The sequence below is a fragment of the Rahnella sp. CFA14(1/10) genome, assembly GCF_004195095.1.
Taxonomy (GTDB): domain Bacteria; phylum Pseudomonadota; class Gammaproteobacteria; order Enterobacterales; family Enterobacteriaceae; genus Rahnella; species Rahnella perminowiae.
The window spans coordinates 83455-96379 of sequence record NZ_SEWS01000002.1 but is presented as its reverse complement, the minus strand read 5'-3'; the positions used below and the strand labels follow the sequence as shown (position 1 = coordinate 96379).

The following is a 12925-nucleotide window of genomic DNA, read 5'->3' as shown; positions in this document are numbered from 1 at the left end:
GTAGATAATTCAGTGATTCGATAAAGGAATGGTTTTTTTACGGCGGCGCTCACGCTGCCGCAATCCTGGTGAAACAATGAAACGAATTAAAAAAGAGAAAAATACATCAACCAGTAACGCTAATATTCCCACCATAAAAGCACCCGCAACCATTTGCGGATAATCATTCTGTGCACGGCCATCAATAATCAGCCGCCCTAAGCCACCAAGCGAAACATACGCTGCAATCGTGGCTGTAGACACAATTTGCAGCGCAGCACTGCGGATACCGGATAATATCAGCGCCAGCGCGCAGGGTATTTCTACCGCCAGCAACAGTTTCAGCGGTGAATACCCCATACCGGTTGCGGCATCAATAACTGCCGGGTTAATTGCCCGGATGCCGGAATACACCCCCATCATAATGGGCGGTAAGGCCAGAATAATCAGCACAATCAGACAAGGCACAATAAAAGCCAGGTCCGATTCAAATACCGGCCCGAACAGAATTACCAGCAAGATGATTAACCCGAATGAAGGCAGCGCCCGCATGGCATTGGCGCTGCCGATTAATAGCGTCGCACCTTTACCGGTATGGCCGACATAGCAACCGATCGGAAAAGCAATAATCACCGCGATGAACAACGCTTCAATGCTGTAAATCAGATGCTGAAAGATGAGCATCAGCAAACCGTCATCATTGAGCCAGTGACCGGAGTCCAGCAACCAGTTAATCATTTCGCATTCCTTTTCGGTTGCCATGTGGTCATTTTATTGCCGGTACGCAGCACCAGATTATCCAGCAGCAGCGCCAGCACAATGCACAGGAAAATACCGGCAATAATCGGTGTCAGGAAATGCAGCTGAAAACCCTGGGTGAACAATGCCCCCAGTTGCGGCATGCCAACCAGCGCCGAAATCGACACAATACTGACATTCGAAACCACCACCACCCGCATACCGGCGGCGATGACCGGCACGGCCAGCGGTAATTCCACGCTCAGGAAACGCTGCAAGGGTCGGTAGCCCATGGCGACAGCGGCCTGGCGGGTATCATCCGCCACAGAATCCAGTCCGTCGCATACGGTGCGGATCAGCAACGCAAATGCATACAATGTCAGGGCCACCACGACATTAACTACATCCAGAATCTTTGTGCCCAGCAGACCGGGCAATAGAACAAATAACGCCAGTGAAGGAATGGTATAAAGCAATCCTAATAAATTCAGAATACCGTCTTTAAATTTTCCGCATCGGTGTAAAACACCGCCTACCGGAATAGCCAGTGCCAGCCCGATCAATACCGGAATAACAGACAGGTAAATATGCCAGCCGAGCAGCGTTAATATATTTTCCCGCTGCTGAAATAACCAGTCAAAACGCATGGCACTACCTCACAGTCCGGGAATAAGAAAGTGAAAAGACGTGTTCTATAGTGGCCGTGCCGATAAAACGCTGATGTTCATCTACCACAATACCGCGCTGACAGGGAGAACTTAATACGGCATCCATTAGCTGTCGCAGCGTGCCATTTTTCGGCGCGAAGGTACTGCCGAGATTAATATCTTCCGCATCCACGGTTATTTTATTTTGTGTGACATCATACCAGCCGAGCGGACATTCATTTTCTACCACCAGCACCCAGGCACTTTCTCCGGCAAGGGCTCTGGCTGCATTGACGGAAATACCCGGCTCGATGACAGGTTCTTTCGTCAGACTGATATTCCCGGGGATGCTGTCGAAGGAAAGTTTACGGTATCCGCGATCACGACCAATAAAATCAGCAACAAACACATCCTGCGGTTCATTGAGTAATTTCACCGGCGAGGCGACTTGCGCCAGACGCCCCCCGGGGCGGAAAACGGCGACCTGATCGCCTAATTTCATCGCCTCATCAATATCGTGAGTAACCATAATAATGGTCTTGCCGATTTCACGCTGTAACCTTAAAAATTCATCCTGTAACTGTTCGCGCACCACCGGATCGACAGCGCTGAAAGGTTCATCCATCAGCATAAATTCCGGGTCCGATGCCAGCGCACGCGCCACGCCCACCCGTTGTTGCTGACCGCCGGATAACTGCCACGGATAGCGCTCCGCCATCGACAGGGAAAGCCCGACCAGCTCAAGTAATTCGAGGGCCTTTTTACGCGCAGCCGTACGTGTCGCACCGTTGAGCAGCGCCGTGACCGCGATGTTGTCCTGCACGGTTTTATGCGGAAACAGCCCCGCGTTCTGGATCACATAACCTATTTTGCGGCGTAATTTTACCAGGTCCATTCCGGCGGTCGGCTGCCCGTTCAGCAAAATGCTGCCCGAAGAGGGTTCGATTAACCGGTTGATCATACGCAGCGAGGTGGTTTTGCCGCAGCCCGAGGGCCCGACCAGCATGGTGATTTTCCCTGTTGGCGCACTGAACGACAGCCTGTCTACAGCCACCGTACCATCTGCGTAAAATTTGCTTATGTTCTCAAATGAAATCATTACATTTCCAGCCACATTACGGAGTGTTTTTCACAGGACGCCTGCTTGTGATCATTTCGCAGACCTGACATGTACTAACTTGTATGTACAACCTAGCAAGCAGAATGCCAACTTATCAAAACGGAGGAATAGCGGCAGAATATGGCGATTGTGACGGGCAGTGAGGCATAAAAGTGAACAAAAAATGACGTTTTTTTGCACCAGAAAAAAACAATTCGCCCCATTGCGGTGCGGAATGTTTTACTTTCAGGCTACAGGCTGGCTACGACTTTCGATCCGACAACTGGCTCAGCCACTGACTGCGATATTCAGAAGGCGAACGGGCGGTGCTTTTGCGAAAAACGCGGCAGAAATAGTTGCTGTCAACAAAGCCGCTGCTGGCTGCCACTTCTTTGATTTTCAGCTCATAGCCTTTAAGCAGCAGTTTCGCCTTTTCCAGCCGGACATGATTCAGATACTCACTGAAGCCGATATCACCGGATTTCCGAAATAAATGAGACAGGTAATTGGGGGTGATATGGAAACGCTTTGCCACGTTTTCGCGCGTCAGCGGCAGTGCGGCATTCTCTTCAATATATTTTTTGATGACCTCAAACAGCGCACCGCTGCGGGTGAGGATCTGCGCCCGGTTGGCGAGCTGTTCCTGACAATGACTTAACAACCCCGCGACCACGCAGCGCGCGGTTTGCTGGTCGTCAGGATTAGAGATAATTTCATTCATCGCCTGCAACAAAAACGAGCCTACCCGCGGACCAAGGCGCGAAACACTTTGCTTATCGGTACCGGTAAATGTCACGCCATCCCAGAACTGCAAACTGAAACCCAGTTTTTCTTTACTGAACAGAATACTCAGCACTGTCGCGGACTGATCCCACACCATCAGATTCCACTTCCCGCCCGGAATATACAGTGCATCGCCCTGCCTCAGCAGCCCTTTACCGGCGGCGATGCTGCGATCACGGACTTCGCCTTCAACCACAAATTCGATACGCGGAAAACTAACCACCGAGGCCAGCTCGGGCGCAGGCAGGGAATTATCAGGGAACCGGACAGCAAACGCATCACTGCCGGATACCGATCGGAACAGTGTTTCTATCACGTCTTGCAGCATGGCAGCCTCTCAGAGGATTTCTTTTGATCATAACATACACCTAACAAATACGCGGTAATCCCGCCTGCCACACCGTGCCCCTTCTGGTGTCCATTATAAGACCCGGTAAAATGCAATAAAAAAGCCTGACCGGCGGCCAGGCCCGGAGGGAAACAGCCATTCAGAGCACGTCGAGCAACCATTTTTGCGCAGGCGTCAGGCGGCTTGCCGTTTCCGGCGTCAGCCATTTACGCTGATCCTGCTGCTGCGCATCGGCACGATCAATATACAAACTGTGCAGCACCCGGCGACGTGTGCCGGCGTGGTTATTGGTACCACCGTGCCACGCATGAGCGTTATAGATCATCACACTGCCTGCCGGTGCCTCAAACACCACCTCATCCGGATGCGGCAATTCGACATCCGCCAGCACGTCCTCCGGCAATTCAGGGCGGTGATGAGTGCCCGGAATAATACGTGGCGCACCGTTGGCGGCACTTAAATCGTCAATCGCCACGATAGCATTGACCAGATGCACCTTTGGGAAATCCGGACGCGGTTTTTTCCAGTCAGCATGCAGCGGCTGATGTCCTCCCCGGTGCAGCGCTTCACGACCATTGAGACTCGAAACCTTAAACGCGCCGCCGAAAATATGGTGGCACACGGACAGGATCAGCGGATGCGACCAGACCTTTTCCCACACAGTGCCTTTGTTGATCATATTGGCGATACGGGTGGCGGTGGCTTCCTGATGATGTTCCACCGCGAGATTATCGCCTTCTTTTTCCACCAGCGCGTCAAACGTGACACGCATATCCGCCAGCCAGTCCTGGTCAATCACATCATGAATAATCAGGTATCCGCGCGTCTCCAGTTCGTCCGCCTGTGCCGGCGTTAACGGTTGTGTTGCGCCCAGTGCTGCAAAATATTGCTCAGATGAATGATTCATTTCCCGCCCCTTCAGTTAACGTTTGCGTAACATGAAAGTACGGCAGTTTTTATAGGAAAAAACGATGCTAATCCTACGAAACACTGGATTTATGTGTGATCGCCAAAAAAGTGTGAGACAGATCGGCTTACATCCGCAGCATGTCTCTCAGACCGCCACCAGCAGTTGTGCCTTGAGTCTCTCCTGTAAAAAGTCGAGAAATACCCGGGTGACTTCGCTGCGCTGACGATGCTGCGGATAAAGGGCGTGCAGGCTCAGCGGGCCGGGATGAAACGCATCGAGTACGCGAACCAGCGCCCCGTATTGCAGTGCCGGGCCGACGATAAATTCCGGCAGTAATACCAGCCCCAGTCCGGCGACGGCCGCATCGCGTAACACTTCACCGTTATTGCTGACAATCGGCCCGCGCACATCAAACAGACGGCGTTTGCCGTGCAGCTCCAGCTCCCAGCCGGTCTGTCCTTCACGCCCGTAACGCAGGCAGTGATGGCTGAGCAAATCCTCCGGCGTTTCCGGCGTTCCCTTGCGCTGAAGATATTGCGGGCTGCAACAGATCACCCGCTTCAGCTCGCCCAGGCGCCTCGCCACCAGCGACGAATCGGCCAGATTACCAATGCGCAACGCAATGTCGAAACCTTCACCCACCAGGTCAACATAGCGGTCGACCAGTTCTACCTGAAACTGAATAGCCGGATGCTGACCTAAAAACTCGGCAATCAGCGGTGAGAGATGGCTGATGCCAAACGACATCGGAATGCTGATGCGATATGACCCCTGAAGCGCCTGCCGTTTGGGCGACACCGCGCGTTCGGCTTCTTCGATGTCATCGAGGATCCGCTGAGCATGTTGCGCGAACAACTGACCGGATTCGGTCACCGACAGTTTACGGGTGTTGCGGTTGAGCAGCCGGGCATTTAAGCCAGCCTCCAGCGACGCCATACGGCGACTGACATATTGTTTTGATAGCATCAGTTGTTCAGCCGCTGCGGTAAAACTCCCGGCCTTTACCACCGCAACAAAAATACGAAGATCTTCTATCTGCATCTTATCCGCATCCTTGATTATCATGCCGCTGATTGTCCACCAAAACGTGACAGTGATAGTCAAACCAGCGCATTGTTGAGCAAATTAGTTTACGTGTATTCTCTGTTCATCGGAAGCGCAAACGCACTTCCCCCCTGACAAACTGAGGAGCACATCATGATCGAACAACGTCTCTCTGAACAACGCGGCCTGGGTGATCACGGCTGGTTGCATTCACGCCATACTTTTTCCTTCGCCAGTTACTGGGATCCGAAACAGGTCGGTTTCTCAGACCTGCTGGTCATTAACGATGATCAGGTTGCACCGGGCCGCGGCTTTGGCGCACATCCGCACAGCAATATGGAAATTATCTCTTATGTTCTGGAAGGCGCGCTGGAGCATAAAGATTCGATGGGTACCGGTTCTGTGATTGTTCCCGGTGATGTACAGCTGATGAGCGCCGGTTCCGGTGTGACGCACAGTGAGTTCAACCACTCCGGCGACGAGAATGTCCATTTCCTGCAAATCTGGATTGTGCCGTCTGAAACGGGTACCAAACCGGGTTACCAGCAAGTTTCTGTGGCTGAAGCGGAAAAACGTGGCCAGTTCCGTCTGGTTGTCTCGCCGGAGGGTGACAACGGCTCACTGACGGTGCGTCAGGACATGAAGATTTACGCGGGTTTCTTCGACGGCGCAGAACAGGCCACGTTTGATCTGGATCCTGACCGCTATGCCTATATCCATGTGGCACGCGGCAGCATCAAAGTGAACGGCATTGAGTTCAGAACCGGTGACGGTGCCCGTATCCGTCAGGAAGATAAACTCACCTTTACGGACGGTGATCAGGCAGAAGTATTACTTTTTGATTTGCGACCGGTGGAAGTGAATCACCCGTCCCGCTAATTAAAGCACTTAACAGGCATATTGCAGACATTTTCAGCAATATGCCTGCCTTTTTGCGCCCTCTCCCTCATGGGTAAAAATGCCTGCTGCAAAGCTCTGCAACATATATTTTTCTCTGGAAAGCAAATCCCATCTCAGTGGTTATCCAGTTGGTTTAGCACCCTTGCTTACGTTATATTTGCCTTGCTGCGTCAAAAAAACGCGGCGAGGTTTCGCAGCCTGAATACCACATCGGAAATACATATGTAATAATTATGTATTAGCCTCGGTACACCTGTCAGATGCAGATGCTTGTAATTTGTACATCCTATGGTGACTCAGGCAAGGCAGCCCCCGGGCTGGCCGGATTCCGATGTGACCGGTACTGCGAACCTTGTCTGAGCCACCACCAAAAAGAGTTTCGCAGCTCCGGTGGTGGTTAACTATCACATCGGAGAATACACATGAAACTGCCCCATAGTCCGACATTTCTGCCGTTTCCTACCTCATATATTCAGCAACATGAGGGTGAAATCCTGATTAATCAGGACTGGCACCCTGCCGACATCATTGCTGCACTGCGCAAAAAAGGCACCACCCTGTCTGCGGTTTCACGCGCGGCGGGTTTATGTTCAACCACCTTAGCCAATGCGCTTACCCGTCCCTGGCCAAAGGGTGAGTTGCTGATTAGCCAGGCTATCGGTGTGCCGCCTTCTATCATCTGGCCAAGCCGGTACTTCGATAAGCGCACCATGCAATTTGTTGAACGTCCGCTGCGTACACCGGCCAAGAAACCCCCTACAGACGAGTAGTAGCATCTCCTCAGGGCGTTGTAAAAACGCCCTTTTCCTTCCTCTCCCTGCTCTTAACTCCCTGAATTCGGCACATCGCAGCCGTGGCGCGGGAAAAAGCCTGCGCGCTGTCGCCAGACACTCTGTTTCAGTTGGCGCCGTGACAGGCTGGAAATCTTGCCCGTAGGATCTTAAATGCAAAGGAAGATAGTTTTTCTCTTTACTTCTCCCCTGCGAAGGGGAGGGAGTTTTATGACCGCCCCTATTCCATCTCCCGCAACTGCATAGCAACTATTGTTGTTTTACATCGCTTGTCCCTGACTTTAATAATCATTGTTAACGATGTGTTGTGAACTAAAGGAACGGAATATGAGCCATGTGATCCGCCTTGCTCAGGAGTCTGAAGCAGCGGCGCTGCACAGTCTTTTGCAAAAGGCTTACGAGCCGCTGCTGGAACATAACATTCATTTCACCATTACCCGCGCCAGCGTTGAGGATGTGCGGGATGTCATCCGTAATGAAACCACTTATGTGCTGGAAAAAGACGGTGTACTGACCGCGACGCTGACCACCCGTTTTCTGTGGACACCCGCGAAAAATCATCTTGCGCCATGGCCGTTTGTGCACTGGTTTGCGGTGGCAGAACACGCCAAAGGCCAGGGATTTGGCAATGAAATTATCCGCTACGTGGAAGAGACGTTTTTGCGGGACACGCTGAAATCACCGGCGGTGTATCTGGCAACGGCGGTGAAACATCCGTGGCTGACCGGGTTGTATCAGCGACGGGGTTATGAGCCATTTCATACCGCGACCAATCCGCTGGGTGTCGAACTGGTCTATCTGCGCAAAATTCTCAACCAGCAGGCATTCGAAGCACTGGAGCAGGCGCCGCTGGTGCGCTCTATCGCTGAATTACGCACGCTGGTTTAACAGCGGCTGAATAATACCCTCATAAGGATGAAACAATGAGTCAGAAAAAACAATTACGTCTGGGTGCCATTATTCAGGGCGCATCCGGAAATATGTCTGCATGGCGTCACCCGGATGCGGTTGCTGATGCCAGTATTAATATTCAGTTCTGCCAGCAATTAGCGCAACGAGCTGAACAGGCTAAATTTGATTTCTTATTTGTCGCCGACGGACTTTATATTACTGAGAAATCTATTCCGCATTTCCTCAACCGTTTTGAACCGATTACCCTGCTTTCTGCCCTGTCGCTGGTCACCCGCAAAATCGGACTGGTCGCCACATTATCCACCTCCTACAGCGAGCCGTTTACCGTCGCGCGTCAGTTCGCCAGCCTCGATCATCTGAGTGGTGGCCGGGCGGGCTGGAACGTCGTGACCTCACCGCTGGAAGGCTCGGCGAAAAACTTCTCCCGCGATAAACATCCGGAACATGATGAGCGTTACCGCATCGCCAGTGAATACGTCAGCGTGGTGAAAGGACTGTGGGATTCCTGGGAAGAAGATGCCTTTGTGCGCAACAAAGCCACCGGCCAGTTCTTTGTGCCGGAGAAACTGCACACACTTAATCATCACGGCAAATACTACTCGGTGCAGGGGCCGCTGAACGTCGGACGCTCGCCGCAGGGCCGTCCGATCGTCTTTCAGGCCGGAGCATCGGAACAGGGCAAAGCTTTTGCCGCCGAAGCCGCTGATGCCATTTACACCCGTCAGGAAACCCCTGCGCTGGCCCGCGAGTTCCGGCTCGACGTCCGGCGTCAGCTGGTGTTAAACGGCCGTGACGCTGACGACATCCGCGTCTTTCAGGGTATCAGCGTGATTATCGGTGACTCGCCCGCCGACGCCGAACGCAAATATCAGGAAACGGCGCAACTGGTGACGCTGGAAAGTGCTCTGGATTATCTTGGCCGCTATTTCGAGCATCACGATTTTGCGCAATATGACCCCGACGCCCCCTTCCCCGACATAGGTAATTTGGGGCAAAACAGCTTCCGCAGCACCACGGATGAAATCAAACGCAACGCCAGCGAGCGCGGGCTGACCCTGCGTCAGGCCGCGCTGGAAGCCGCCACGCCACGCCCGACCTTCTCCGGTACTGCCAAAGACGTCGCTGACGGACTGGAACATTGGTTCACGTCGGGCGCTGCCGACGGCTTTATTGTCCGCGGCGGAACCCCGACGGCGTTCGATGATTTCACCGACAGTGTGATCCCGATTTTGCAGGCACGGGGAGTGTACCGGACGGAATACGAAAGTGAGACGTTGCGGGGAAATCTGGGGTTGCGGGAGCCGGAGAATCAATTCACTGCTAAGAGTGTGCCTTCCGATGCACTGACGGTTTAGAATCAATACTTTGGGTTGCCGCCCAAACTGGCTTTAAGGTCAAGGTCGTTGGCTCGCCGCCCACACTGGCCCAAAGGGTTTTAAACGAAACCCTTTGGAATCCTGCGTTTTTTAACTGCGCGCTCCGCCCGCAGTGAAAGAGCCTGGGGGGTGTGGGCCGACGCCCACGACCTTGATCTACGGCAGTCTGGATGTTAATCCAAGATTCCCCCTGAAATCTTCTTCCCCGTATTCGGTATCGATAAGTTTCCTTTTCCGTAACTCCGGCAACAGGCCGTTGATCAGCAAGTCTTCCTGATCCACCTGCCCGAGGCCATGCAGGGAAATGACATCCAGCACACCGGCGCGGTAGCGTTCTTCGATGGCGTCGGCCAGCTGTTCCGGCGTACCGGCGACAAACCAGTGGCCGGTTTCCTGCGCCTGTATGATCAGTTCGCGCAGCGTCAGTCCCTGCAAGGCGAAACGCTTAAAAATCTCTGCCCGGCCGCGACGGCGGTTTATCTGATCGACATCCGGTAACAACCGCAGCGGAACGGGCTGATCCAGCGCAAGGTCGCGCAAATCAATGTCACCGCCCAGCATATCCGCCACTTTAAGACGCCCCTGCTGATAATCAATACGCTCGTGTTTTTCGAACAACCGGCGCGCCACATCAGAAGGGCCTGAGCCGATGACCGAGTGGAGCGAGTTCATGATGAGCGGCCGGTTTTCATGTCGTCCGAAGGCATCAGCATGATGATGAACGCGCTCCACGAAGGCCCGGGCGTCTTCCAGTGTGGGTTGCGAGGTGTAGATCACCTCCGCGTATTTCGCGCCAAGTTTCAGCCCTTCTTCTGACTGCCCGGCCTGAAACTGTACCGGCCGGTGTTGCGGCGGCGGCGGAACGTTCAGCGGGCCCTGGACGCGGAAAAAATCCCCGTGATGATTGATCGGATGCAGCTTGCGCGGATCTATACTCACCCCGCCGCTTTTGTTGCGCACCACGGCATCCGGCTGATTGGCATCGAACAGCGCGTTAATCACTTCAATAAACTCTGTGGCTCTGGCGTAACGCACTTCAGGCGCAGGCAGCCGGATATCGCCGAAATTCTCTTCGCCGACTGAAGACGTTACTGCGTTCCAGCCCGCACGCCCGCCGCTGACGTGATCAAGCGTGCCGATCAGCCGCGCCAGATTATACGGATGCTGATAGGTGGTGGAAACCGTGGCTATCAGACCGATTTGTGACGTGACCTGACTCAGCGCCGCAAGGGTTATCAGCGGATCCTGACTCCCGGTCGGGCCGGAAAGCCCGTCAGGATCAGCCTGTAATAAATCGGCCGTAAACAGCCCGGTGATTTTTTCTTTTTCTGCGATATTAGCCAGCGTGATGGCACGTGAAATACCCGTCTGGCGGCGGGTATCGTTCGAGGCGTGGATCACGCTTCCTGCCCCGACCAGGGTCTTTAAGCGTCTGCGGGATGTATTCGTCAAGCTGCTCTCCTTTATCTGCACATAACTGCCTGCGTTTAAATTGCCTGCGTTAAAAATAGAGACCGCCGCTGATTACACCACGAAGAAAAAAGCATTTTATTACCCTCAAATGAGATAAGCCGGTATTTCGCCTCTTGGTTAAGCCATAGAAACCCCTTAAGTCATTTATTGTTTCTGAAAAGCAAATATTGTGATTTTACAACTTAGCAACGTGACATTAATAATCCCTCAAGCCGCACGGAATAAAGCGGCGTTACAGGTTGAGTTTATTTGAATAATTCACGGTTTATCATCTGACGGGAAATGTATGAAATCCTCTGTTCACGTTCGTTCTCTCTCTGCGCTCGCGCTGTTAGTGCTCTCTTCCGGCCAGCCGCTGTATGCAGCTGAACAACCGCAACAAGGTGGCACACTGACGTGGGGCGTGGAAACTGAACCTAATACGCTCAATCCGCAGTTAAACGGCCAGTCAAAAGCCGAGCTGATCCTGCGCGTCGCTTATGAATCACTGTTAGCGCGCAAGCCGGACGGTTCGTATATCCCGTGGCTGGCCACCGGCTATAACGTGTCTGGCGACGGCAAAACCTATACGTTTACCCTGCGCGATGACGTGAAATTCTCCAATGGAGAAAAATTCGATGCCGCCGCCGTCGCCGCAAACTTCCGTCATGCACAAGATCCGGCGTATTGCGCAGGGTCGAGTATTTGCGCGCTGGCCGGGCGAATCGCCAGCGTCGCTACGCCGGATGCACACACCGTCAGCATTACGCTGAAAGATGTTTACAGTCCGTTTCTGTCCTTTGCTGCCAGTCTGAAGCTGATTTCGCCCTCTTCCTGGTCTTCGCCGCAGCTGAAATCCGGAGGCACCGACATCGCGGGTACCGGCCCGTTTATTCTGAAACGCTATGAGAAAGGCCAGCAGATTGAGTATGTGCGTAACCCCGGTTACCACTGGGCATCAGCCAATGCTAAACATCAGGGCGTGGCGTATCTCGAGGGGGTGACTTACCGTTTCCTGCCTGAATCGTCAGTGCGCACCGGCGCTCTGCTTTCCGGCCAGGTAGATGTCATTGAAGGCGTTTCGGGTAACGATGCCGGTGAGTTCAAAGATAATCCTGATTTCTCTTACCAGCACGCACTCAATACCGGCACGCCTTATTCGTTGTTTCTTAATGTGAAATATGGCCCGACACAGGATGTGAATGTCCGTCAGGCGATTTTACAGGGGTTGGATATTTCCCCGATCTTGCAGTCGATTTATCGCGGCGAACGCACCCGCGTCTGGGGCATTACATCACCGGTGGATCCGCTGTATGACGCCAGCCTGAGCGGTAAATACGGCAATAACCCGGCCCTCGCCAACCAACTGCTTGATGACGCAGGCTGGAAAACCAGAGGGGCTGACGGTATCCGCACCAAAGACGGCCAGCCCCTGCGCATTGAAATCATTCAGGCACAGGCAACGGTGCGCGATCAGCGTGATGTGCTGTTACAGGCAATACAGGCGCAGGCACGGCAACGCCTGGGCATCGACCTGAAAATTCGTTATGTCGATTCCGGGACCTATACCGAAGTGCGCAAAACCGGTCAGTTTGGCTCGATTGCTAACTCCAATACGGATACCGACGGCATCGATATTGAAAACCACTATTTGCCGGTCGAGGGCGGCGGTTCAATCAACTACAGCCGCACCGATGCGCCGGAAATCATTCCGCTGCTCAAAGGCGCGTCGCTGACGCAGGATAATGCACAGCGCAAAACGTTTTACGGGCAGTTGCAGAATTTCGCGGTGTTGCAGCAGGCGCTGGCGATCCCGCTTTACGAGCCGGAAGACCAGATTGCGGCAGCGGCTTACGTCCACGGTGTCGGCTTCAGGCCGTTCAAACAGATGCCGGAAAATGCCTATGACGTCTGGCTGAGCAAGCATTAATCAGAAGTAAGGAGT

Annotated in this window: 12 protein-coding genes; 5 read left to right on the top strand and 7 right to left on the bottom strand. The window is 53.4% G+C overall.

Features of this window, described 5'->3' with window-relative positions; genetic code table 11:
• Nucleotides 1-9: 9 nt before the first annotated feature.
• The 6 genes from EVX52_RS04130 to EVX52_RS04105 form a co-directional block, all read right to left on the bottom strand.
• Nucleotides 10-717 (bottom strand): ABC transporter permease, encoded by a 708-nt coding sequence (locus EVX52_RS04130; protein ID WP_129951391.1) that lies wholly within the window; start codon nt 715-717, stop codon nt 10-12.
• On the bottom strand, nt 714-1364 hold the full coding sequence (locus EVX52_RS04125) for an ABC transporter permease (protein ID WP_129951392.1): 651 nt from the start codon (nt 1362-1364) through the stop codon (nt 714-716). Before EVX52_RS04125 ends, EVX52_RS04130 begins: the two co-directional genes overlap by 4 nt.
• Nucleotides 1365-1368: 4 nt before the next feature.
• Entirely contained in the window at nt 1369-2463 is a 1095-nt protein-coding gene (locus EVX52_RS04120) for an ABC transporter ATP-binding protein (protein ID WP_129990659.1), read from the bottom strand.
• 262 nt (nt 2464-2725) lie between these two features.
• Nucleotides 2726-3574, bottom strand: coding sequence for a helix-turn-helix domain-containing protein (locus EVX52_RS04115; RefSeq protein ID WP_129951394.1), 849 nt, complete (start codon nt 3572-3574; stop codon nt 2726-2728).
• Between the two features lie 160 nt (nt 3575-3734).
• Nucleotides 3735-4502: a phytanoyl-CoA dioxygenase family protein gene (locus EVX52_RS04110; protein WP_129990658.1), complete on the bottom strand. Its 768-nt coding sequence runs from the start codon at nt 4500-4502 to the stop codon at nt 3735-3737.
• Nucleotides 4503-4649: 147 nt separating this feature from the next.
• A complete protein-coding gene (locus EVX52_RS04105) occupies nt 4650-5546 on the bottom strand; it encodes a LysR family transcriptional regulator (protein WP_129990657.1) in 897 nt (298 codons plus the stop codon).
• 156 nt (nt 5547-5702) lie between these two features.
• Here EVX52_RS04105 and EVX52_RS04100 point away from each other — a divergent pair, with 156 nt between their 5' ends.
• The 4 genes from EVX52_RS04100 (at nt 5703) to EVX52_RS04085 (ending at nt 9507) form a co-directional block, all read left to right on the top strand.
• On the top strand, nt 5703-6428 hold the full coding sequence (locus EVX52_RS04100) for a pirin family protein (RefSeq protein WP_129990656.1): 726 nt from the start codon (nt 5703-5705) through the stop codon (nt 6426-6428).
• Nucleotides 6429-6943: 515 nt separating this feature from the next.
• Entirely contained in the window at nt 6944-7219 is a 276-nt protein-coding gene (locus EVX52_RS04095) for a helix-turn-helix transcriptional regulator (protein WP_235174269.1), read from the top strand.
• Nucleotides 7220-7567: 348 nt separating this feature from the next.
• Nucleotides 7568-8128, top strand: coding sequence for a GNAT family N-acetyltransferase (locus EVX52_RS04090; RefSeq protein WP_129951399.1), 561 nt, complete (start codon nt 7568-7570; stop codon nt 8126-8128).
• 35 nt (nt 8129-8163) lie between these two features.
• The gene (locus EVX52_RS04085) at nt 8164-9507 is read left to right on the top strand and encodes an LLM class flavin-dependent oxidoreductase (RefSeq protein ID WP_129990655.1); all 1344 of its coding nucleotides are present in this window, start codon (nt 8164-8166) and stop codon (nt 9505-9507) included.
• Nucleotides 9508-9684: 177 nt separating this feature from the next.
• On the opposite strand, the gene EVX52_RS04080 is transcribed toward EVX52_RS04085, so the two are convergent.
• Entirely contained in the window at nt 9685-10980 is a 1296-nt protein-coding gene (locus EVX52_RS04080) for an NtaA/DmoA family FMN-dependent monooxygenase (RefSeq protein WP_129990654.1), read from the bottom strand.
• A 307-nt stretch (nt 10981-11287) separates the two neighbouring features.
• Here EVX52_RS04080 and EVX52_RS04075 point away from each other — a divergent pair, with 307 nt between their 5' ends.
• Nucleotides 11288-12910 (top strand): ABC transporter substrate-binding protein, encoded by a 1623-nt coding sequence (locus EVX52_RS04075; RefSeq protein WP_129990653.1) that lies wholly within the window; start codon nt 11288-11290, stop codon nt 12908-12910.
• The last annotated feature ends 15 nt before the right edge of the window (nt 12911-12925 follow it).

Bases quoted from the DNA above. Each gene is read 5' to 3' on its own strand.
- EVX52_RS04130 (WP_129951391.1), bottom strand. From the start codon at position 717: ATGATTAACTGGTTGCTGGACTCCGGTCACTGGCTCAATGATGACGGT.
- EVX52_RS04125 (WP_129951392.1), bottom strand. From the start codon at position 1,364: ATGCGTTTTGACTGGTTATTTCAGCAGCGGGAAAATATATTAACGCTG.
- EVX52_RS04120 (WP_129990659.1), bottom strand. From the start codon at position 2,463: ATGATTTCATTTGAGAACATAAGCAAATTTTACGCAGATGGTACGGTG.
- EVX52_RS04115 (WP_129951394.1), bottom strand. From the start codon at position 3,574: ATGCTGCAAGACGTGATAGAAACACTGTTCCGATCGGTATCCGGCAGT.
- EVX52_RS04110 (WP_129990658.1), bottom strand. From the start codon at position 4,502: ATGAATCATTCATCTGAGCAATATTTTGCAGCACTGGGCGCAACACAA.
- EVX52_RS04105 (WP_129990657.1), bottom strand. From the start codon at position 5,546: ATGCAGATAGAAGATCTTCGTATTTTTGTTGCGGTGGTAAAGGCCGGG.
- EVX52_RS04100 (WP_129990656.1), top strand. From the start codon at position 5,703: ATGATCGAACAACGTCTCTCTGAACAACGCGGCCTGGGTGATCACGGC.
- EVX52_RS04090 (WP_129951399.1), top strand. From the start codon at position 7,568: ATGAGCCATGTGATCCGCCTTGCTCAGGAGTCTGAAGCAGCGGCGCTG.
- EVX52_RS04085 (WP_129990655.1), top strand. From the start codon at position 8,164: ATGAGTCAGAAAAAACAATTACGTCTGGGTGCCATTATTCAGGGCGCA.
- EVX52_RS04075 (WP_129990653.1), top strand. From the start codon at position 11,288: ATGAAATCCTCTGTTCACGTTCGTTCTCTCTCTGCGCTCGCGCTGTTA.